This is a genomic window from Bacillus luti, assembly GCF_001884105.1.
GTDB lineage: Bacteria > Bacillota > Bacilli > Bacillales > Bacillaceae_G > Bacillus_A > Bacillus_A luti.
Window position 1 is genome coordinate 13,827 of the sequence record NZ_MACI01000012.1, and the last position, 19,991, is coordinate 33,817.

Consider the following 19,991-nt stretch of genomic DNA (forward strand, 5'->3'; position numbering starts at 1 on the left):
ATATAGAAACCTCTCATTCCCCTATCGGTTCTATTTTCTTTATTTGTATTTGGAAAATGTCGCTATCCGTTATGTCTAATACTCGCATTTCTTCCTTTAATGAACGCCAAGAATCAATTTTAATAGATTTGATGGTTTTGTCTCGCAAGGTGTATTCATGTTTATAATATGACTCCTTATTTTTCTTCATATTAATACCCCTTCTTCTTATGTAATATGACCTAGAAAAACTGTAGATATATATAAATTATATATTAAGTGCAGAGAAAGTCGTATCGTTTATATCAAAGATGTACCGTTTTAAATAAATTTTGATTATATGAAATTCAATATTTTCAATGAAACTTTGATATGTTCATATTTATATTTTCGGTATCTTTAATAATTATCCCTTTTTAGAAATTTTAAATGGGTATAGCGCTATGTCAGAAGCAGAGATAGTATATACCAGCAATGAGGTTTATAGTCGTTTAGGGGTAAGCGGCAGCACACTTAGAAAGTATTCGGATGTTCTTGAGCGTGAAGGTTATGATGTAAGAAAGAATAGTAGGGGGAGAAGAGAATATACAGAGTTTGATGTTGTACTTATTGAACAGTTAGTAGAGTTGAGTAAGCAGGATGGTATGACTTTAGAAAAAGCAGCGAAAATGATTGCGAAGCAGTTTGGAATCGCTGATAGGAAAGAAGTGCCCCAGGGTACAGATCCCGTTCCTTATCAAATGCAATATCAATTCCAACAACAATATAGCGCTATGATAGAAGAAATCAATAAGGTGCAGCAAGCAAATCTATTAGAAATGGAAAAGAGACTAGGGGATCGTATAGATCAAAAAAATAAATTAATCGAAGAGGATATTAAAGAGAGAAATAAATTAATAATGGAAGATATGAAGGATCGGAAGGAACGTGAAGAAAGGATAGAAAAGAGGTTGGAGCTAAGGGATGATAATCTTATGAAGATGGTCAGAGAGATTCAAGAAGCAAAACGTACTATTGTATCGGCCCAGGAAGAAATAGCGGTAGCAAAAAAGAAATCCTGGTGGAAGTTTTGGAAATGAGTACATTCGTTGCTGAATGTACTCATTTTTATTGAACAAAAGGGCCATTTTCTCGAATAAGAATTAACATGCGGATTGGTTAATTACACCAACCTATAGAGAAGATTTTAAAGATATTTATTTAGCACTTGTAAATATAAGAAGGGCTTAATTAACCTATTTTAGAAAAAGTTTTCTTTATATCTGCTTTTTAATGGTAAAATTGCACTACAAAAATATTATATGAAAGTAGGCACTCACTTGAAAAGTAAAAAGAAATTTTTGGCACTATTAATTATTCTAATCTCATTTGTTTTACTTCTTTTCATCACCACTAATGTATGGAATATTAAAGTTGATTGGAGTAAAATAATTGAATTGTTTTCAATACCTACAGCGGATATTGGAAGTTTAGCAACAATAATATTTGGTATTACTGGAGGAGTCTTAGCTCTAATAGGTTTAGTAGCAATATTTATTTCAATCAATAGTCAACATAAAGTTCAAAAATGTAGAGAATTGTACTGGAAGATAATAAATTTATCATTTAAAAAAGAGGATCCTTTTGATTTATCTGAGGAAATGATGAATTTATTATGGGAGTATTCTAAAATGTCTGCGTACGATGATGAAGAATTTGTAAATAACATAATAAAGGGTGCTCAAAAAACTATACTATATGTTTTGATTGTTTGGACGTTATTTACTCTATTTGCAATTTTTAGTTTTTTAATACCGGGTGCTATTATAATAGGAATTGGATATATTGGTGGTATCTTGGTATTAATTTTCTTCCATAACATTTTGGGTCGTTTAAAAAACTTGGTGGATATTGGGAATTTGAAAGGGACAGATAAAATTCTTGATTTAGCTGAAAATCAAGATTTTCAAGGCTTGTTTCTATTGGTAAACAATATTCATTTAGAAAGAGGAATTACAGGACGTAATGATTCAATAATTTGGCCTATACTAAAGTCTCCAATTCAAGGATTCAAAGTAACACTAACCGGTATTCGATATATAACTTGGGAAAGTGCACATGAAACTTTAGAAAAACAAATTAAACTTAAATCTGAGAGCCTAATCGAAAAAAACAAAACACATCGAACCATCAGAATTGATCAGTATGGTGATACTGATATACTAGATATTGAGTTGGATATTGAGGACCATAGTGATGCGATAAAAAACTGGATTCATAATGGAATGTTTTGGTCATTAGAATCGGAATCATTTCTAAATATCCATCGGATTAATGATAGATTAGGATTTACTAAAGACGATGGAGAACCTAGGTATGAAATAATTACGACTAAAGATAAATCAGGGACTGAATATAAGACTGTTCGAGCTGTTGTTCCAGATAATACATATGCTATAAGGCTTTCAACTTACATAACCCTAAAAAAGAGTGGTGGAAGTGACCAGTATTTGGAGATTATTTGGGAAATCCCAATGGATCTATCTGTTGATCCAAGGGTAGTTGCTGTCCGTATTGGTGGAAATGGAAGGGTGCTTGCTAACAACTATTGGGATGTTAATCAAATAGAAGAAGACATTAAAAATATTGAAAAAAAAGAAAAAGAAAAAGAAGCACGATGGTCTTGAAACTGATGAGTTAAAGGTAAAATTATTATCCTACTGTACTTAATCAACAAGACGCTTTATTCAAGAATCGGGCGCGATTGTTGAAGAAGACTTAGATTTTAAACGACTTTATTGTTATTCAATTTAAGCAATATAATTCACAATACAGAGATATTAAACAACTATTAAAAACACTGTCTAAGTTAGCTGGACGGTGTTTTGTGTGATTATAAGGGCAGAATTAAACATCTTTATTGGAACTGATCACTTTTTTCATTTTTGGAAACAACGAATTTTTTAAGTTAATGAGAATGTGGTGCGCCCCACTATCAAAAACGATAGAATTGTTGAGTTGTTATATTTTTAATAATTTCACATACCCTATCAAAAATTAATTTTAGTAATTGACACAATAATCTCTAGAGTGCTACGTTTTTAATGGTAATGTAATAAGAGGTTTGTTATTTAGATTCAACATATATAATGTGAAAGGTACTGGAATCCGTGTAGAGAAAGAGAAAATCCATCCTCACATCCATTAAAATTCAATATATAGATAATATAATGATATGAACCGTACATGTAGAGAGGAAGAAAGTAAGATGTTTAAAAAGGTTACATCGGTTGTTGCTTCTGTTTTATGTGCTAGTTTTTTACTAACAGCTTGTAGTAGTGGAGAGAAAGAAACTAAAAATACAGCAAAGGCAACGGATAGTGAATCAATGAATGTAATGCGTAATGTGTTTGAAGGCCTGTATACATTAGGAGAAGACAATAAATTAATTCCTGGCGTGCACAATCTTATGATGTGAGTGAAGATAAAAAAACGTACACGTTTCATTTGAGAGAATCGGAATGGTCAAATGGAACGCCTGTAATAGCTGAAGACTTCGTGTTTGCTTGGAAAAGAGCTGTGAATCCTGATACAGCAGCAGAATACTCATTTTTATTCTTTGATATAAAAAATGCAAAGAAGATTAATAGCAAAGAGTTACCTGTAGATCAGTTAGGGGTAAAGGCAGTAGATAATAAAACATTAGAAGTACAATTAGAAAACCCCGTTTCTTACTTTATAAATTTGACAACTTTTCCAACGTTTTTACCAATAAACGAGAAATATTTTGAATCAAAAGGTAAGCAATATGGTCTAGAAGCGGATCAGTTAATTTATAATTGAGCATTTACATTAGATAGTTGGAAGCATGAGCAAGGTTTTCAATTTAAGAAGAATAAAAGCTATTGGGATGCAAAAACAGTTAAATTAGACGAAATTAACTTTGTTAATCCACATTTTTGGGGCTCTACCCCTTATTAGCATATAGGCTACATAAATAAAATTATGTAGCCAAAGGGACCCCTTTTAAATAGTCAATTTTCTTCTCTATTCTTCCTGAATTATTTTCCTTTTCTATTATATCTAGTCCACTTCGATTAAAAGCAGCAATAATTTCCCGTTTCTTCTCTTCATCATGCCAGTTACTATTTATAAGATTCTTTACTGAGGAGCCATCCTCAATCCTCCCTATTGTTTTAGGAAGGTTAATTTTTTGTTTTTTAATTTTATTTGCAATGAAAGTAGCCTTTTTTTCAATGACCTGTCGGAATTTTGTCATACTCTCTACAGGGGAACGCTCAAATTCCACCTGATAATTTAACATTTTTAACAATTTATCTATGATATGATCGAAATTAGTAGCAATAAAAATATGTACTTTTTCATAGGATTCCCCTAATAAATTTCGTATATTACTTCGATAAATAATTTGAAATAACTCACTCAATAAACATTCCTGGTATATTTCTTCAATTCTTTTATCCGCAAACCACATTTCTTGTTTCTTTTCTTTTTGATTCATCGATAAGTTTAATGGGACTTCACTATTTTTATATAAACTCACTGCTATTGCTTTATAATGTACAGCTGGCCTGTTCGGTAAGGATGTCAAATACAAGCTTTTTTGATTGGCCAGATAATTTTTACCTATTGTGTTTAAGATATTTATGGGTAATACATTTTCTTCTAATGACGAAACGAAATATCGTTCGTAGTCTTGTTTGCTAATAACATTTAAATTCAGATACTCTTTAACTTCAAACTTATTCATTAATGGAAAAGGATTAATACCTTTACTTTGTATTTTTTTTATATCTTTTGCGATTAATCCTTGGATAGACAATCCCAGTTTTGTTTTTCTCCGTCGAGCTGATGTATTAATAGATCTTTGAGATATGAATAATCGCTCATATTTCGTATGATTAGATAAGGAAGTAATTATATATTCATTGTTATAAATCCGTTTTGTATGAACTGCAGTGCCGTCTAAAATTAGTATTGAGGAATTTAATTGGCGATAATCAATTCTTTGGCTACAGATAATTTTTTTATGATCTGAGTAATTATCCAAATAAAGTCCTGAATCAATGTACCCACTCTTTTCCTCATTAAATAGTTTCTTAAACCATCGATACATATTAAGACTGTCTATAGAAGTTATTTTATCAATATGATAATCTATATCATTAAAAAAAGTATTTAAAGTCTTAGCAAAACGTTGACTATCTAAATGTTTTTTTAGTGCGTTTGTTAATGGGCCTTTATTTTCGATTAATTCTGTAGCCATTAATATCTGTATGATACTGCGAATTCTAATTTTGTCTTCACTAGAAAATACATTCTTTGCTGCTAAAAAACAATCGTCTAACCAATCTAAGGATTTATCTAATTCAAAAATGGAGCTATCAACAAAAGGGGGAGCTTCATCTATAATGATTACCCTCTGTTGATCTTTCCACTTTGTAAAGTGGTGAAGTTTCTTGATGTTTTTTTTTTCTAAAGCAATATTCTTTAATCTTTCATGAGATATGATAATGAATTGATATTTAGGTATGTGTGCTTGAACCTCCTGGTAGTTTTCACTATCTATATATAACACACCGTACTTTTCATCAGATACAAATTGTTCCACTTCTCGCATTTGTTCCTTTTCTCGTAAAACGATTATCCCGCCCACTGAATGTTTATTTTCAATTAATTTTCTTATAAAAATCTTTAGAGCTGTTGTTTTACCATGACCGGGATAAGCATTTAAAATTTCATAAACAGTTTTTTCAGATTGCTTCTTTAAGAATACTTCAAAATAATCCATTATTTCTAAAACTGACGGTATGTGCAAGGTATCTAAATATTCATTTGAAAAAAAGGTTTCCCAGCCTTCATACCAATTTTTCTCTGTAGAAAGCATATGTTATCTCCCTCTTTTGATATAAAAAGTGAATTAATGTTCTCTATAACAATTATTTGTATAATCACTTTTTTATGTTTTTAATTTAAATTTGGTTTCCCCCATCCGGGGGGCTTATATGAAAGTATAACATTTAATTATTCATATATGTAAATTAAAATCATTAAATGTATATATTTTTTATTTATCTCGTTCAACGATGGATAAAGAACCCACTCGCTAGCGCGAGGTGTTATGTAAAAATTAACAGTCAAATTATTAGGAGGAATAACAATGTATCATTTACCTATTCAGTTTGCTCAGAAACTAGAAGGAAAAACTTGTTTCGTATCACGCGTTAAAAAAAATATCGAGTCGCATCAGGAATTCCCTCTTTTCACCTTGCATCAAATTGTTTATAAGATTTTACGAAAAGGAGAAAAAGCTAATTATTATACAAATAGATTAGCAGGCGAGACTACTTTCTCTAATGTTGAAAATGCAATATCCTCAGTTACCGGCCATATACCAAGCGACTCAGCAGTAAAAAAAATATATTATCAAATTCGCGCTCACAAAAATCAAAATATAAACCTTAAAGAGTTCAACAATGGATCAGAATATCTACAACAATACCAAGCTCACTTAGGAGATGAGCTAGATTGGGAAGATAGTATGCAAACAGCTACATGGTTACTTAACCACGGAAACGTCTCATCTTTGTATCGTTTTTTATATAAAAACATTATCTTGGTAAAGCCCGAATTATTGGATTTACCAACGAACAAAACAGCTAAAAAATTTTTTCTAGCATGGTGTGAATGGATTTCTAATTATACGAAGTGGAACATTTACGTAGTTGATCATCGGGGCCAAATAAAACAATACCAAAATGGAACTTTTGTAACTACTAAAAACAGCGATTCGAGAGAATCGCTGTTTTTATGTTAATCAAAAAATTAGGAGGACTTTTACTATGACTATTACAAAGCATGTAATCCAACGTTTTCAAGAACGCATTACCTTCGAATCACCAGAGTGGATTTGTTGTTTCATTCAGTCCGATTTAAAAGATAGTACATCCCTTTACCGTTTAAATAATATCGAAAAAAGAATAAACAATGGTGTTATTTATGTTTTAGATTACACAAAAGAGACAAATCCCAAAGTTGTTACATTATATCTTGCTCATTAAAAAATTAAAAAAGAAGGTTGTGTTCATTATGTTAATCAAGCCATTTAGAAAATATGTTGTTGTATGTAGAGGAGAGGATTCGGATATCTATCGTTGGCATTTAAAAGTTGAGCCTTGGTATAAAGCATGGAAAGTGGCCAATTACAGTATAAGTGTTGGAGATGTATTTAAAGGATACTTTATTTTATATATAGACGATGTAACGTATAAACCCTATGGAGAAAAATTTGATGATCTTAAATTATGGGGAAAAACTACATCAGAAAACGATTTTATTCTAGAAGATTCCAAGAAGGATCAAAAAAATAGTTTAGAATTTTGGGAAGTTCCTATATCTGAATATGAATTCGATTTTGCAGTAGAAACATCTAATATAGGGTTTGCAGCATATCCATCCTACAGTCAATCCTTTAGATGCCAAATATGTGGAGGCGTTGTTGCTAACGATATTTGTACAGATTGTATGTTTGATTGGGACAGTTAATTTATAATAGAGGTATCACCAGCAAATCAAAAAATACGTTAAGATTGTTTTGATGCAATACAATTAAAAATGCTGGTGTTACCCTTTTCTGTATTGTTTTCTAATGTATTAACAAGTGATATTTAATGATAAAGAAATGGATTTTAGATACATTTCAATTTCATGATTAATATTAAAAAGGCTAGGATAAATTAATAAGTCAGCTTTTTTACCTGTATTATCTATTCTTTTAATAGTGGGGTAGCAGCAAGGACTATTGAACCGTAGCTATTTACATCACCAACAACAGCAAGTTTTGTATGCGTTGGATCTAATCCACGTTTAACACAAGATACACTGGCATAAAAGCTTCGTAAATCCACACACAGAATGATTCGATTTGGACACATTGAATAGTCATACACCGTGATTACCCCTTCATATAAGAATGTATGTTCTTTTATGAAGGGGTTTTTTCAAAAAAATAAAAATAGCCACACTCATACAAGTGAAGGCTACATCCAAAATTCATCTTCATTTATGTTTTTACCTAACTTCTTTAATCCCCTTGCGATTTGGGATATAGTCGAAAATTTAGGTGTGTATTCTTTATCATTACATACTTTTGAAATCGTACCTCTGCTTAACTTAGCTGCCTTTTCTAATTCCCCTTGTGTGATCCCTTGTTTGTCTAGCCATTTACCAAATTTACTTCGTTTTTTGCCTAATCCAAACACCCCTATCACCTCAAATATAGCTTGCCCTTTTCGTCATTTTTTTAAACTCGAGAAAAAAACTGACATAAAGACCAAACAGTACAAAATACCTTTTACCATACCAAACAAATTACGATTATCACTTCCAATTTGATAGCCATTTAAAACTTCGTTTCACCTATTCCAAATAGAATTCGTTCACAGAATACTGCTTCAGACATTACAAGATTAGTATTTTCAATGATTCATAGCTGTTATTATCTCTTCTAATCTTCAGGGACTATTCTTGCAGAATACATAAAGAAGGGTGGTGTTTGAACATTGATATTTGAGTTAGTAAGTTCAGCTGCAGTCGGTGGTGTAGTCTTTTTATCAAAAATGCATCAAAAAGGAGCTACAAATGACGCTTCCAAGATTCAAAGAATTTGCGCGAACTGCGGATTAAAAGTAAAAGAAGGAAAAGAGACTAGGACTATACAGCTGCTCCGCAAAAAGAAAAATGATTGGGGACTTGAATATGCGTATAGGATCCCTCTTGGACTTAGCTTCTCCGATTTTGAACAAAAGATGCAACATTTAGAAGATGGATTAAATCATAAGAGCAAAGTTTATGATTTCAAACTGCAAGACTTCAAATCTCTTCGACTGCGAAAAGATATCTTAAAACAAATACGAAACATCATAAACAAGAAAAAACTCGTTAGAAAGGAAATTGAGCTGTCTTACGATGGGTTACTAAAAATACGTGTTTACGAGAAGGGGATTCCTGATTTCGTGAAGTTTGAAGAAGACATGATGAAGCAATGTAGAGGCTGGGAGGTTCCGATTGGTTATACGAGGGACGGATTGGTAAAACATGACTTCGATCAACTTGCACACATGATATCGGCTGGCATGACGGACATGGGTAAATCAAATGTATTAAAACTAATAATCACATCCCTGGTACGTAACCAATCAGAAAATATAAAGTTATTCCTTATCGATTTGAAGGGGGGGCTCTCTTTCAACCGATACAGGTTCCTAAATCAAGTCGAATCAATTGCGAAGAATCCAGAGGAAGCCCTAGAGACTCTAAAGGAATTGCAAGATAAACTGAATGCTAGAAACGAATATTTACTAGAAAAAGGATACGAAGATATAAAAGAAGCCGGGGATTCAACCAGGTACTTTGTGATCGTAGATGAAGCAGCCGACATAGCGCCATATCAGGAGTGCAAGGACATTATTGTTGATATAGGTCGTCGTGGCAGGGCAGCGGGATTCCGCTTGGTATACGCGACACAATACCCAACCAATGAAGCCGTGCCATCGCAGTTACGACAAAACATAGGTGCTCGAGTTTGCTTTAGATTACAGACAGAAGCAGGGAGCCGTGCAGTTTTAGATGAGGGAGGTGCAGAGAGTCTGCCCAACATAAAGGGAAGGGGTATATACCAAACGAATGAGAAGAAGGTCCTACAGACGGTTTATATCGATAATAAGCAGATTGATAACATTATAAAGCCACATATCAACATAAGAGCGAGGAAGGAGCATGAAGATGCAAAAAATAGCCATGAAGGAAGCGCGAACGGAAAGTATACTCTTGAGCTTGAAGAAACTCGGCTTTCTTAGTAGGAAGCAAATCCAGGTACTTCATGATCTTGGTGGTGACAGGAATGCTTCTCGTGTAATGAAGGGGCTTGAAGATTATGTATCTAGCTTTAGGGACGGGGAGAAAGTGTTCTATTTGAATAAAGAAGGGCGCGAACGTATTGGGAGTAAGAAAATACTCAAGCGTTCGAATCAATTTCGCCACTACATCATGCGAAATGATATCTACATCGCTTATGAATGCCCGAAGACGTGGAAGCAGGAAGTGAAGATGAATGTAAAAGGTATCGTTTCTATAATTGCGGACGCACTATTTACGGACAGTGGCCGTTACCACATTGTAGAGGTGGATCATGAGCAAAAAATGAGCGCGAACCGTATCAAGATGCAGCAGTATCGCAAATTGATGGAATGCAATGTATTCGAAAAGAAACCTAAGTTCATTTGGTACACCACGACTGAATATCGCAGGAAACAAATCCAGAAGCTTTGCGAGGGTTTGGATTGCAATATATTTACGGTTACTGATTTCCATTAAAAACAAGGAGATGGTCCATATGGCAACTGAGACGATGAGCATCAAAGATTTTATGGATGGTAACTATGGAGCGAAGAAAAAGTGGAGCTTGTTCAAAAAGAAAGCGAAAAAATACGCACCTGTCGCAGTGCGCGTTTCATTAGTAATCGGTAGTGCTATTATATTCAGTCAAATTATAGATATTCCGCATGTATTTGCTGATGGGAATAATCCAGATGTGAATGAAGTATTTAAAGATGTACAGTCCAACGATGGAGCAATAAAAAATTATATAGATGGGCAATTATACAATCGTATTGTAAATGCGTTTGAACCGGTTATCTTTTTGATTAAAGCAGTGTCATATCCAATTGCGTCCGTTGTGGCGCTATGCGGTGGATTGTTTATTATGGTGGGTAGTCAGGAACGGGGATTCTCGTTAATAAGTCGTGCAGGAATAGGTTATATTGTGGTTCAAATGATTCCATTGTTTATGAGATTACTTGTTGAGATCGCTAAGGCAATATAGTAGAAAATGGATGATATAAAAAAGTCTACTCAAATATGAGTAGACTTTAAAAAAATAATGTACTATTTACAGTGAATACAATATAAATTAACTGGTTAATCTGTTAGTGTTGCGCACCATATTCTTTCAGTATTCTATAAACACTTCTAGCTTCGTCACTGTTTCTACCGAAGTTCTCTAAACCCTCTATTCTATTTCCTATAAATCCTATAGTGCTAATATTATCATTTCCTCTTAAATTAGGATTAGCTCCATACTCAAGGAGTAATTTTGCTAAAGAATAGCTATTCCAAGTTAACATTAGGGTTGTTTCTTTCTCATAATTTCTTACGTTAGGATTCGCCCCAGCTTCTAACAACGCTTTAATAATTTCAGGTTTATTTTCCTTAGAAAACGATTCTACACCCATATCTCCTTCGATCGCTACGATTAATACTGGCACATTAAGTTCTAGAGTTTTTTTTGCATTTTCTGGTACGATATAGTTTACATCTGCGCCATTTAGAATCGCTTTTTGTGTAGCTTCAATATCTAGTTTTCTTACAGCATCAACCAATTGTTCATTAGGTTTCATAACTAACTCTCCCCTTAAATATCAATAAACTTCTTTACTATCAAATTTAATATAAAATGTTATTATTTTTATATTACAATTAATTGTTAAATGTGTAAAATTTATTAATTTATTTGAACTTGAATAAATTGCATGTTGAAATTTATAAAGCTATTAATTCCTGCATAAGTAGGTCTTTCTTTGCAGGGATTTTTAACCCATCATGGAATACTCTCACTAGGAGGTGTCGTGACGTTATGACGGACGAAATTGTTTATTCTGCTAGTGAAGTATATAAACGACTAGGAATAAGTGATAGCACCCTTAGAAAGTACATGGAAGTATTGCAACGCGAAGGATTCGCAGTGAAGAAGGATAATCGTGGCAGACGCCAATACACAAACAATGACATTATGGTAATTGAGAAGTTAATTGAACTCAGCAAGCATGACGGTATGACGCTAGAGAAAGCAGCGAAGATGATTGCGCAGCAAATAGAAAAAGTTAATCCGGATCTGATTCAAGAAGAGGCTGAGGAAACGGACTTAGTGCCATTCCACATTAAACAGCAATTACAGCAGCAATACAGCGTTATGGCGCAAGAAATGAATCAGAATATGTTGGCAATGGAGAAGCGATTAAGTGACCAGGCAAAGCAAAGTAATGAGGAAATTAAAGCGAGTGTAGAAGCGCATAACGAACGAGTGGAAAAACGATTGGAAGCGCGGGATGAGACGCTTATGAAAACACTACGTGAGATGCAGGAAACGAAGAGGTTAATGCAGGAGTTTCGGGATGAGGTTGCTGCTGCGAAAGAGAAGAAGCCGTGGTGGAGGTTCTGGTGAGAATTCGTTTATAAGCTATGAGAAAGGCAGAAAATTGTACATTTCTGCCTTTTTTATTTTGGTTTTTATAAATTTTACAAAATAGTGATAAAAAAAGATGAAAAAAGTAAAAAATGCTTTATCTTTATCAAAAGATATATTAATATAATGAAGTTGAGAGTTTAATCATATTAAAGAAAGGAGAGATTCCATTGAACTTTATTAAAAATATGCTAAATGGTGTGCAGACTCAATACTTAGTGAAATCATATATTATTTCTTTTATTCTTACAGGTTTTCTCTTTTATAATCCATCACCATTTCCCTATCCAGTAGTGATGACTATTCACTTTGTATTAGCATGTGTGTTATTTCCTTTTGCAACAATTGTGTGGGATGACCTTATTAACACTATGATGGGAAACACGGAAATAACTGTTTCTATTTGGCTTATGTTTACTTGGAAAATATTCAAAGTACTATTCTTGTATATTTTTAGCCCACTTATTGCTCCAATTGGCATGATCTATGTTTATTTAGCAAACGGTTATCATAAAAACTAATATTAAATCTTTATTTTTAGTCAGGAATTAATTATTTAAAAAAAGCGAAGGGATTATTCCCTTCGCTTTTTTTAATACACATATGAGGATGAGATTGCTACTGCAAAGGGTCGTGATGGAGGTTTAAAACGTGAAGCCTTACAAGGAGTAGAGCCTATTCTCTAGTAGAAAGGGAAAAGTAAAAAAGACAATGATGGGTTAAAGTCCCATAATTGTCTTTTTATTATTGAAAACATTTCGTATCAAGAACATACGCTGTAACATGTCCGTCTCGGACATCTGTTAGTGTGATAGTATAAGATCCAGCATTCATTTTAACTGAAACCCCGTCTCTCAATTGATACGGCTTTGTTTTACCATTATCATGTTTAACAACCATCGTATCGTTTGTTATGCTCTCGATCAGTAACTTATCAATTTTATCCCCAGCACGTAATGTAAATTCCTTATCATATCCATTACAGTCTATTTGTAAATTTTGAAGTACAATATTTTGCTTTTCAGAAGAGCTCTCTTCCTTTTGAGCAGGTTGACCGCTTGCCTCATTATTTTCTTCTTGTATCCCTTTTACTTCTTGAGCAGCATCCTGCTTATCTGATTGTTGAGTCTCTTTTGTTTCTTGTACGGCATCTTGCTTATCCGATTTTTGAGTCTCTTTTGTTTCTTGTACGGCATCTTGCTTATCCGATTTTTGAGCCTCTTTTGTTTCTTGTACGGCATCTTGCTTATCTGATTGCTGAGTCTCTTTTGTTTCTTGAGCAGTATCCTGCTTGTCCGATTTTTGAGTCTCTTTTGCTTCTTGTGATTCACTTGCTGTTTTTTCAACATTTCCACAAGCAGCTAACATTAAACAAGCAATCAGAAGAAATAATATCCCTGTCTTTTTCACACTTAACACCTCTTAAAAATTTTTTCAACTCACCTATTATATATAAAAACATTAAATCAATATATAAAATTAGATTCATTATATGAAAAAAACTTTATTTTTCTGTATGAAACACTCCCTACCACTTAATTTCCTTTACTTTACTGTCTACTCTGCGATTAGAGGTTGTATTGTATTTCTATTATTATATTTCAGTGTAACAATATACCTTGGTGGAAATTCTGGTGAGGATAAGAAGAACCCCCAGCCAGGGCAATACCTTACGAAAATTTGATTATATAAAAATGCGGATTTCTACTCTTACAAGGTATTCGTTTTTTTTCTTTCTATCGATAATGAGACGTTGTGTTAACCGAGTATGTATACAACCAAAATCAAACAACATATCACCTCTTTTAAATGGTAAAATAGGGAAGAGTATATGGAAGAAAAAAGAAAAAGTAAGGGAGGGGAATAAGTGAAATATATTAATGGATTGTACATATCACTTATATTAATGATATTTATTAATTTACTTAATACTACAATATTTGATAATGAATATTCAGGGATAACAATGTATATCTCTTCCGTTATATTCGCGATTGGGAGCGCATTTTTCATAAATGCAAAACGGCTTAAAATTAGTGAGAAAAAATAAAACAAAAAGTTTCAATAACGATAATTATGTAAATGAGCTAGTAGTGGTTCTGGAAAGAACTTAACTACTTAAAACGATAAGCCCTACTAAAAGTAGGGCTTATTTTTTATCAGAAACTATGTCATTTAGGATGTTTTGCTCATGTGCATTCAATTTATTAGTAATGTAGTAATCTAATATTTCATCAATAAGCTCATAATATTTAACAAAGAGAATGATGCAGGAGTTTCGGGATGAGGTTGCTGCTGAGAAGGAGAAGAAGAAGCCTTGGTGGAGGTTCTGGTGAGTGGTTTAGAACAAACTTCTCTTTTATTTCAATGAATCCCATTTAGTCAAAAAGTAAAGAAAATAAATAAAAAAAGACGATAGGGAATCCTGTCGTCTTTTCATTTTTGTATAAATAGTAATTGCTGCTTTTGTCATTGTAGGTGCTGGTTATGATGACTTTATAAATCTAAACTTGCAAATACTCCGGCGTGATCGGACGGCCAGAGACCTGTTGACGTTCTGTCATGCTGTTCTTCTCCTACTACATCCGCCACAATTGGGTTCCAACCGTTTTTAAACAAAATAAAATCTATTCTTCTGTTTAGAGAGGACACAGCATTCAATAGATCAGGATTCTGGCAGCATGTAAATCCCTGTCCTTTACCAACTTCAGTCCAAACATCTTGAAATCCAGCATTGATTAAATTCCCGTATGTTGGTGTGCCGGTTCCGGCAGCGTTTGAATTCAAATCTCCTAGAAGAATCAGAGGTAGATTTGTATTGGCTGGTCCAGCTAGTAATTCGTTTCCTTGGGCGACTTGGACTGGGGGGGAAAGTGGTTCTAAATGGGTATTGATTACCCGGAAGATACGTCCGTTTGCGCTAACGTCGATAAATGACCATCCATGAACAATCGTGAGTGGTTGTCCACCAATTGGTATCGTCAATTTTGCTTCATAATTGGCATTTTGACGCTGAATAATATTCAATCCAGAATTCTTTCGGATCAATATGACGTCCCTGTCTAAAAGACCAATAATATTCCCGTTGCTGCTGGGCAATTGTACGGAGTTATTATCGTTTTGAGCTGCTACTTCATAATGTAATCCGAATGTTCTTAACTCGTCTAGCAGCAATTCTACAAAATCGTATGTGACCGTTGGCAAACCCGGAATAAACAGTTGCCAGATTTCTGCTTCTTGTAATCCAATGATGTCAGGTTTTTTCAAAACGATTTGTCTGGCAATTGCTTCTACACGGACAGGAAAGTTAGTTGCAAGAAATTGTCGAAAAACTTCAGTTACCGCTTGGCGTAATTCTGCTGGCGTAGCAGTGAAAATCGGTGTTAAATCTGCACCTAAATAAATATTCCATGTCATGACCGTTAGTGGTCCTTGGGGTTCTGGAATCGGAGGGACAGCAGGTGGAAAAGCAGGATAAAGTCTACGACAGCATTTCTTTTGTTTAAAAAAACATGAGTTCAAAACAGTTCACCCCCTTTTTTTAAAACTAAATATAATTATTTATATTCAAATCAAATAAATTTGCTTGTATGCTTGTCCCTTATACACCACGTGAGATGCAGGAATTTCGTGATGAATTTGTGGCTGCAAAAGAGAAGAAAAAGCCGTGGTGGCGGTTCTGGTGAGGGTTTTTGATAAATTACGAAAAAGTAGAAAAGTATACACTTCCACTTTGATGAAGGATACATAGTGGGCTAGTTAACGTAAAATTCGTTATCAGGAGTCAATGTATTTAGGAGATTACCAAAAAACCTCCAATTAAGAAATTTGGAGGGCTTTTGTATTCACATAATTAAGGTTATTGGTAATTTGTTGTAAAATCCCTTTTTAGCCAAATACCGTAAAAATAGCAAATCCATTAGGAAAATCTAAATCTCCAGCACCAAACTCTCCAACACGCACAGGAACTGTAGGATTAGCAATATTATAAATTTCTATAGTGCTATCGCCTTGATTTGCGACATAAAGAGTAGTATCTGTAATAGCCAACACAGCAGGCTCATCTAAGTTTCCAGCACCAAACTCCCCAACACGCATAGGAACCGTAGGGTTGGTAATATTATAAATTTCCACAGTATTATCACCAGCATTTGCGACATAAAGAGTGGTACCTGTAGCAGCTAATCCAGCAGGAATATTTAAATCTCCAGCACCAAACTCTCCAACACGCACAGGAAACGTAGGAATGGTAATATTATAAATTTCTACGGTGTTATCTCCAGTGTTTGCGACATAAAGAGTGGAACCTATAGTAGTCAGTCCAGAAGGCACATTTAAATTTCCTGCATTAAATTCTCCCACGTGTACAGGAGTACTAGGAATGGTAATATCATAAATTTCTACGGTGTTATCACCACCATTTGAAATATAAAGAGTGGTACCTGTAATAGTTAATTGATCAGGAACATTTAAAACTCCTGTACCAAATTCTCCAACACGTATAGGAATGACAGGGTTAGTAATATTGTAAATTTCTACACCGTCTCCCAAATTTGCGACATAAAGAGTAGTACCTGTAATAGCCAATCCGGCAGGGCCTAAATTAGTTACTGACGTAAATTCTCCAATACGTACAGGCGCTGTAGGATTGATAATATTATAAATTTCTATCTTGTCATCATCGATGCCGCCGTCAGAACTAGATACATAAAGAAATTTAGCTAGTACAACAACAGGAGGGACAGCAGGAGGGAAAGCAGGATAAAGTCTACGACAGCATTTCTTTTGTTTTGAAAAATATGAGTTCAAAACAGTTCACCTCCTTTTTTGAAACTAAATATAATTATTTATATTCAAATCAAATAACTGTGCTTGTATGCTTGCCCCTTATACACTACGTGAGATGCAGGAATTTCGTGAAGAAGTTGCGGCGGCAAAAGAGAAGAAAAAGCCGTGGTGGCGGTTCTGGTGAGGATAAGAAGAGGAACGTATAAAAATAGAATTGTAGAAAAAGAGGATTCCTTGTGAGAATAGGGATCCACTTTTTTTCTTGTTACTGATAATGAGACACTATATCTAACTTACATAAATATCCTATTTGTTCAAATTAGCCCTTGCTGATGGTACAATTAGGATAACGGAGGAATATTATGGGATATCTTAATCAGCTTTATGTAATACTGTATTTTATAAGCGGCATTGCAGTATTCTCATTCTTCAATTCTGATTCACCAAAAACTAAGGATAAAAATCTAACATTCATAATGGTTAGTTTAGGGGCAAATCTATGCACAATTCCAGTGGCTTTATTTATAGGTGTGATGGCAACAGATTCTCCATATAGCACTGTACTTGATTTTTTGGGAGGATTTCTCTTTATTCAGGGAATACCGCTCCTCATACTAATTGTAGCTTTTTTGAAGTTTGCAATAGCAAAGAAAACAAAACAAGTATAGAAGCATACAATTAACGTGTGGAAAAGATATTGGAAGCACGGGATGGGGTTGCAGATTCGAAAGAGAAGAAGAAGCCGTGGTGGAAGTTCTGGTAAGGATAAGAAGGGGTACCGTCAGCATTTTGTTAAACCAACTTTAAATAAAACATTCGGGGGAATGTATTTATGTCTAATGAAGTTTTGCCTTTCACAGTAAGAGTAGCTACTTTAGAAGATTTTTGGGATATATCAAATATAAACAAGCAAGTTCAACAGTTGCATATAGAGGGAAGACCAGATATTTACTCTGATACTTCAGCTTCTTTGGATCACAATGCATACGAAGAATGGCTTAATGATAAAACCATAGAGATATTTGTAGTAGAGGACAATAATAAAGAGATTCTTGCTTACATAATTTTAGATATTAAAGAACCATCCGAAAATCCAAAGTTAGTTGAGCGAAAAGTACTCTTTATCCGCAATATTGGCGTAAGTGAAATATGTCGAGGAACAGGAATAGGAAAAATATTAATTCAAAAAGCATTTGAGTATGCTGAAGAAATACAAGCAACAAGTGTAGAATTAAATGTTTTAGAATTTAACAAGAAAGCTATACGATTCTACGAAAAGCTTGGATTTAAAACACAAAGTCGGCAAATGGAATTTGTGTTACCTGATGCTTAAAACTACTTCCTATATCGATAATCGTGTAAATGAGCTAGTGGTGGTTTTGGAAAGGTATATTGTAAACTACGCAAAAGTAGAAAAGTATACATTTCTACTTTTCTACTTAGTAGTAATAATGAAAAAAGCCCTGCGTATGCGGGGCTTAACCATTTACATAACACTTTGTGCGTCCTTTTTTATCTCTACAATAGGCTCTTGGAATTCAAAATCTTTTATTTCAAACTTTCCATTTTTATCTTTACCAAAAACCTTCATCTCAACATTGTTAATATTTTTAAGAGCGTTATATATTTTTTCTGAATAGTTTGGAGCAATTGTAATCATACGGATGTCCTCATTAAAACAAGATGGATAATAAGCTGATTGCCACGCTAATTTTTTATCATCTGCAACAACTTTTAATTCAATGATACATTTAGTTCCATTCTTATCTTTTGCGATAATGTCAATGATTCCATTCTCTACTTTGTACTGTCTTGTTATGAAAGTCATACCTTCTTCAATGGTTTCTATAAAATCACATAAGATATCTTCTAATAAAGATTCAGGTCCATTTATTACTTCTTCAGTTATTAATTGTTCCCATATAGCATCCATTACTTTTTGTTTTTCTTGAATTAAGTAATTATTCTTGTATTCCTCGTAATTCTTACAAGAATTCGAACATACTCCGAAGAGGGCGTAAGGCCCCTCATTAGTTATATGCTTTACCATAGACCAATCCATATCGTTTATAGAATATAAAATTTCATCTTGTAGTAATTTCTTAATATGATATGGAGTCTTGTTCCAGAAATCATGTCCCCAATAGGACGTTTCTTTGTTAGATAAATTTTTAATGTCCTTTTTTCTAAAACATTCTTTACAAAACAACTCGCCTACGTTTAAAGTCAAAATTCTCGATGATATCTCTTTTACTTTATCTTCATCGTGGGTAATTAGAATTAATTCTCCTTTATTAAAATCCCATTCAGGTAGATCGTTACGAAAAGCATATAAATAATATCTTTCGCCTTCATTCTGTTTAAAATCAACTTTGAGACAACCATATTTTCGGGTGAACAAATTGAAATCGATTAAACTGTCACCATTTTTAGAAATAACTCCCATGAAATTCATCTCCAATAACAGTATGATGGGAAACGCTAAGAATCATTGTATATAGAAGAAAAATTATATTTTCTATTTTTTTTCTAACATTTCATAAAGGTGCTTGTACATCCCTTTATAACCTTCAGATTGTCTCGTTGTAAGCTTAGTATTTACATAGCTTTCAAGAAGCATATCGATAATGCTGTTAATTGATGCTTTATCCATGCTTTCTGCTTCTTTTATAAATGGTTTAAGTGTATTTAGCTTTAATAAAACAGCTGGTGAAATTTTAGCAGTTTTAGATGGAACTAAACGTTGATCAGGCTTTTCAGGAGCTGTTACTTTTCCTTTATTGATAATAGGCTTAATAACTTGTTTCTTAACGGGCTCACTATTACGGCCAAAATCGTTAGTTCCTTTTATCTGAACACCTTTGTCATTTAAAGTGTTTCCAGGTTTTGTGACTATAGGCTGAAATGGTGCTTTAGACATTAT

The 19,991-nt window shown here is 33.6% G+C and carries 22 protein-coding genes and 4 pseudogenes; 16 read left to right on the top strand and 10 right to left on the bottom strand.

The window, feature by feature from the left end; translation table 11 throughout:
* Positions 1 to 13 precede the first annotated feature (13 nt).
* A complete protein-coding gene (locus tag BAQ48_RS27825) occupies positions 14 to 190 on the bottom strand; it encodes a hypothetical protein (protein ID WP_165613772.1) in 177 nt (58 codons plus the stop codon).
* A 232-nt stretch (positions 191 to 422) separates the two neighbouring features.
* Here BAQ48_RS27825 and BAQ48_RS03400 point away from each other — a divergent pair, with 232 nt between their 5' ends.
* The 3 genes and pseudogenes from BAQ48_RS03400 to BAQ48_RS03410 form a co-directional block, all read left to right on the top strand.
* On the top strand, positions 423 to 1,058 hold the full coding sequence (locus BAQ48_RS03400) for a DUF3967 domain-containing protein (protein WP_071709977.1): 636 nt from the start codon (positions 423 to 425) through the stop codon (positions 1,056 to 1,058).
* A gap of 222 nt (positions 1,059 to 1,280) precedes the next feature.
* Positions 1,281 to 2,645, top strand: coding sequence for a hypothetical protein (locus tag BAQ48_RS03405; RefSeq protein WP_165613773.1), 1,365 nt, complete (start codon positions 1,281 to 1,283; stop codon positions 2,643 to 2,645).
* Positions 2,646 to 3,226: 581 nt separating this feature from the next.
* A pseudogene (locus BAQ48_RS03410) lies at positions 3,227 to 3,903 on the top strand (peptide ABC transporter substrate-binding protein); the annotation flags it as partial.
* A gap of 58 nt (positions 3,904 to 3,961) precedes the next feature.
* On the opposite strand, the gene BAQ48_RS28080 reads toward BAQ48_RS03410, so the two are convergent.
* Positions 3,962 to 5,866, bottom strand: a complete 1,905-nt coding sequence (locus tag BAQ48_RS28080) for a DEAD/DEAH box helicase family protein (RefSeq protein ID WP_071709979.1) — start codon at positions 5,864 to 5,866, stop codon at positions 3,962 to 3,964.
* Positions 5,867 to 6,139: 273 nt separating this feature from the next.
* Here BAQ48_RS28080 and BAQ48_RS03420 point away from each other — a divergent pair, with 273 nt between their 5' ends.
* The 3 genes from BAQ48_RS03420 to BAQ48_RS03430 are packed head-to-tail and all read left to right on the top strand — an operon-like array spanning position 6,140 to position 7,524.
* A complete protein-coding gene (locus BAQ48_RS03420; RefSeq protein WP_071709980.1) occupies positions 6,140 to 6,796 on the top strand; it encodes a hypothetical protein in 657 nt (218 codons plus the stop codon).
* Positions 6,797 to 6,821: 25 nt separating this feature from the next.
* Complete coding sequence (locus tag BAQ48_RS03425; protein ID WP_071709981.1) at positions 6,822 to 7,040, top strand: hypothetical protein; 219 nt, start codon at positions 6,822 to 6,824, stop codon at positions 7,038 to 7,040.
* Between the two features lie 28 nt (positions 7,041 to 7,068).
* Entirely contained in the window at positions 7,069 to 7,524 is a 456-nt protein-coding gene (locus tag BAQ48_RS03430) for a hypothetical protein (protein ID WP_071709982.1), read from the top strand.
* Between the two features lie 227 nt (positions 7,525 to 7,751).
* Here the strand turns inward: BAQ48_RS03430 and BAQ48_RS03435 are convergent.
* Positions 7,752 to 7,928: pseudogene (locus BAQ48_RS03435) on the bottom strand (Y-family DNA polymerase); the annotation flags it as partial.
* Positions 7,929 to 8,018: 90 nt separating this feature from the next.
* Positions 8,019 to 8,240, bottom strand: coding sequence for a helix-turn-helix domain-containing protein (locus tag BAQ48_RS03440; RefSeq protein WP_071709983.1), 222 nt, complete (start codon positions 8,238 to 8,240; stop codon positions 8,019 to 8,021).
* A gap of 300 nt (positions 8,241 to 8,540) precedes the next feature.
* Between BAQ48_RS03440 and BAQ48_RS03445 the strand changes: the two genes are divergently transcribed.
* Genes BAQ48_RS03445 through BAQ48_RS03455 form a run of 3 tightly spaced genes read left to right on the top strand, consistent with a single transcriptional unit; the run spans position 8,541 to position 10,861 of the window.
* Positions 8,541 to 9,836, top strand: a complete 1,296-nt coding sequence (locus tag BAQ48_RS03445) for an FtsK/SpoIIIE domain-containing protein (protein ID WP_071709984.1) — start codon at positions 8,541 to 8,543, stop codon at positions 9,834 to 9,836.
* Complete coding sequence (locus BAQ48_RS03450) at positions 9,808 to 10,353, top strand: replication-relaxation family protein (protein WP_242660431.1); 546 nt, start codon at positions 9,808 to 9,810, stop codon at positions 10,351 to 10,353. The genes BAQ48_RS03445 and BAQ48_RS03450 overlap by 29 nt, the downstream gene beginning before the upstream one ends.
* A 19-nt stretch (positions 10,354 to 10,372) precedes the next feature.
* Entirely contained in the window at positions 10,373 to 10,861 is a 489-nt protein-coding gene (locus BAQ48_RS03455) for a hypothetical protein (RefSeq protein ID WP_071709986.1), read from the top strand.
* A 103-nt stretch (positions 10,862 to 10,964) separates the two neighbouring features.
* On the opposite strand, the gene BAQ48_RS03460 is transcribed toward BAQ48_RS03455, so the two are convergent.
* Positions 10,965 to 11,435, bottom strand: a complete 471-nt coding sequence (locus BAQ48_RS03460; protein ID WP_071709987.1) for an ankyrin repeat domain-containing protein — start codon at positions 11,433 to 11,435, stop codon at positions 10,965 to 10,967.
* Positions 11,436 to 11,671: 236 nt separating this feature from the next.
* Between BAQ48_RS03460 and BAQ48_RS03465 the strand changes: the two genes are divergently transcribed.
* Positions 11,672 to 12,259, top strand: a complete 588-nt coding sequence (locus tag BAQ48_RS03465; RefSeq protein WP_071709988.1) for a DUF3967 domain-containing protein — start codon at positions 11,672 to 11,674, stop codon at positions 12,257 to 12,259.
* Positions 12,260 to 12,450: 191 nt separating this feature from the next.
* Complete coding sequence (locus BAQ48_RS03470; protein WP_242660432.1) at positions 12,451 to 12,801, top strand: hypothetical protein; 351 nt, start codon at positions 12,451 to 12,453, stop codon at positions 12,799 to 12,801.
* A 223-nt stretch (positions 12,802 to 13,024) separates the two neighbouring features.
* On the opposite strand, the gene BAQ48_RS03475 is transcribed toward BAQ48_RS03470, so the two are convergent.
* Positions 13,025 to 13,690 carry a hypothetical protein gene (locus BAQ48_RS03475; protein WP_071709989.1) on the bottom strand — a complete coding sequence of 222 codons (666 nt, stop codon included), beginning with the start codon at positions 13,688 to 13,690 and terminating at the stop codon, positions 13,025 to 13,027.
* Positions 13,691 to 14,147: 457 nt separating this feature from the next.
* Between BAQ48_RS03475 and BAQ48_RS03480 the strand changes: the two genes are divergently transcribed.
* Complete coding sequence (locus tag BAQ48_RS03480) at positions 14,148 to 14,330, top strand: hypothetical protein (protein ID WP_071709990.1); 183 nt, start codon at positions 14,148 to 14,150, stop codon at positions 14,328 to 14,330.
* Positions 14,331 to 14,535: 205 nt separating this feature from the next.
* Positions 14,536 to 14,616, top strand: a pseudogene (locus BAQ48_RS28600) (DUF3967 domain-containing protein); the annotation flags it as partial.
* Between the two features lie 160 nt (positions 14,617 to 14,776).
* Here BAQ48_RS28600 and BAQ48_RS03485 read toward each other — a convergent pair.
* Entirely contained in the window at positions 14,777 to 15,802 is a 1,026-nt protein-coding gene (locus BAQ48_RS03485) for an endonuclease/exonuclease/phosphatase family protein (protein ID WP_207544829.1), read from the bottom strand.
* A 366-nt stretch (positions 15,803 to 16,168) separates the two neighbouring features.
* Entirely contained in the window at positions 16,169 to 17,089 is a 921-nt protein-coding gene (locus tag BAQ48_RS03490) for an LVIVD repeat-containing protein (protein WP_071709992.1), read from the bottom strand.
* 82 nt (positions 17,090 to 17,171) lie between these two features.
* Between BAQ48_RS03490 and BAQ48_RS27445 the strand changes: the two are divergent.
* From BAQ48_RS27445 to BAQ48_RS03500, 3 genes and pseudogenes are all read left to right on the top strand, one after another.
* Positions 17,172 to 17,252 (top strand): annotated as a pseudogene (locus tag BAQ48_RS27445) (DUF3967 domain-containing protein); the annotation flags it as partial.
* A 178-nt stretch (positions 17,253 to 17,430) separates the two neighbouring features.
* Positions 17,431 to 17,736: a hypothetical protein gene (locus BAQ48_RS03495; RefSeq protein WP_071709993.1), complete on the top strand. Its 306-nt coding sequence runs from the start codon at positions 17,431 to 17,433 to the stop codon at positions 17,734 to 17,736.
* 164 nt (positions 17,737 to 17,900) lie between these two features.
* Positions 17,901 to 18,401: a GNAT family N-acetyltransferase gene (locus BAQ48_RS03500; protein ID WP_071709994.1), complete on the top strand. Its 501-nt coding sequence runs from the start codon at positions 17,901 to 17,903 to the stop codon at positions 18,399 to 18,401.
* Positions 18,402 to 18,554: 153 nt separating this feature from the next.
* On the opposite strand, the gene BAQ48_RS03505 is transcribed toward BAQ48_RS03500, so the two are convergent.
* Both BAQ48_RS03505 and BAQ48_RS03510 read right to left on the bottom strand, forming a co-directional pair.
* Complete coding sequence (locus tag BAQ48_RS03505; RefSeq protein ID WP_071709995.1) at positions 18,555 to 19,514, bottom strand: endonuclease NucS domain-containing protein; 960 nt, start codon at positions 19,512 to 19,514, stop codon at positions 18,555 to 18,557.
* A 72-nt stretch (positions 19,515 to 19,586) separates the two neighbouring features.
* A complete protein-coding gene (locus BAQ48_RS03510) occupies positions 19,587 to 19,988 on the bottom strand; it encodes a hypothetical protein (protein WP_071709996.1) in 402 nt (133 codons plus the stop codon).
* Between the last annotated feature and the right edge of the window lie 3 nt (positions 19,989 to 19,991).

Bases quoted from the DNA above. Each gene is read 5' to 3' on its own strand.
- BAQ48_RS27825 (WP_165613772.1), bottom strand. From the start codon at position 190: ATGAAGAAAAATAAGGAGTCATATTATAAACATGAATACACCTTGCGA.
- BAQ48_RS03400 (WP_071709977.1), top strand. From the start codon at position 423: ATGTCAGAAGCAGAGATAGTATATACCAGCAATGAGGTTTATAGTCGT.
- BAQ48_RS03405 (WP_165613773.1), top strand. From the start codon at position 1,281: ATGAAAGTAGGCACTCACTTGAAAAGTAAAAAGAAATTTTTGGCACTA.
- BAQ48_RS28080 (WP_071709979.1), bottom strand. From the start codon at position 5,866: ATGCTTTCTACAGAGAAAAATTGGTATGAAGGCTGGGAAACCTTTTTT.
- BAQ48_RS03420 (WP_071709980.1), top strand. From the start codon at position 6,140: ATGTATCATTTACCTATTCAGTTTGCTCAGAAACTAGAAGGAAAAACT.
- BAQ48_RS03425 (WP_071709981.1), top strand. From the start codon at position 6,822: ATGACTATTACAAAGCATGTAATCCAACGTTTTCAAGAACGCATTACC.
- BAQ48_RS03430 (WP_071709982.1), top strand. From the start codon at position 7,069: ATGTTAATCAAGCCATTTAGAAAATATGTTGTTGTATGTAGAGGAGAG.
- BAQ48_RS03455 (WP_071709986.1), top strand. From the start codon at position 10,373: ATGGCAACTGAGACGATGAGCATCAAAGATTTTATGGATGGTAACTAT.
- BAQ48_RS03460 (WP_071709987.1), bottom strand. From the start codon at position 11,435: ATGAAACCTAATGAACAATTGGTTGATGCTGTAAGAAAACTAGATATT.
- BAQ48_RS03465 (WP_071709988.1), top strand. From the start codon at position 11,672: ATGACGGACGAAATTGTTTATTCTGCTAGTGAAGTATATAAACGACTA.
- BAQ48_RS03495 (WP_071709993.1), top strand. From the start codon at position 17,431: ATGGGATATCTTAATCAGCTTTATGTAATACTGTATTTTATAAGCGGC.
- BAQ48_RS03500 (WP_071709994.1), top strand. From the start codon at position 17,901: ATGTCTAATGAAGTTTTGCCTTTCACAGTAAGAGTAGCTACTTTAGAA.
- BAQ48_RS03505 (WP_071709995.1), bottom strand. From the start codon at position 19,514: ATGGGAGTTATTTCTAAAAATGGTGACAGTTTAATCGATTTCAATTTG.
- BAQ48_RS03510 (WP_071709996.1), bottom strand. From the start codon at position 19,988: ATGTCTAAAGCACCATTTCAGCCTATAGTCACAAAACCTGGAAACACT.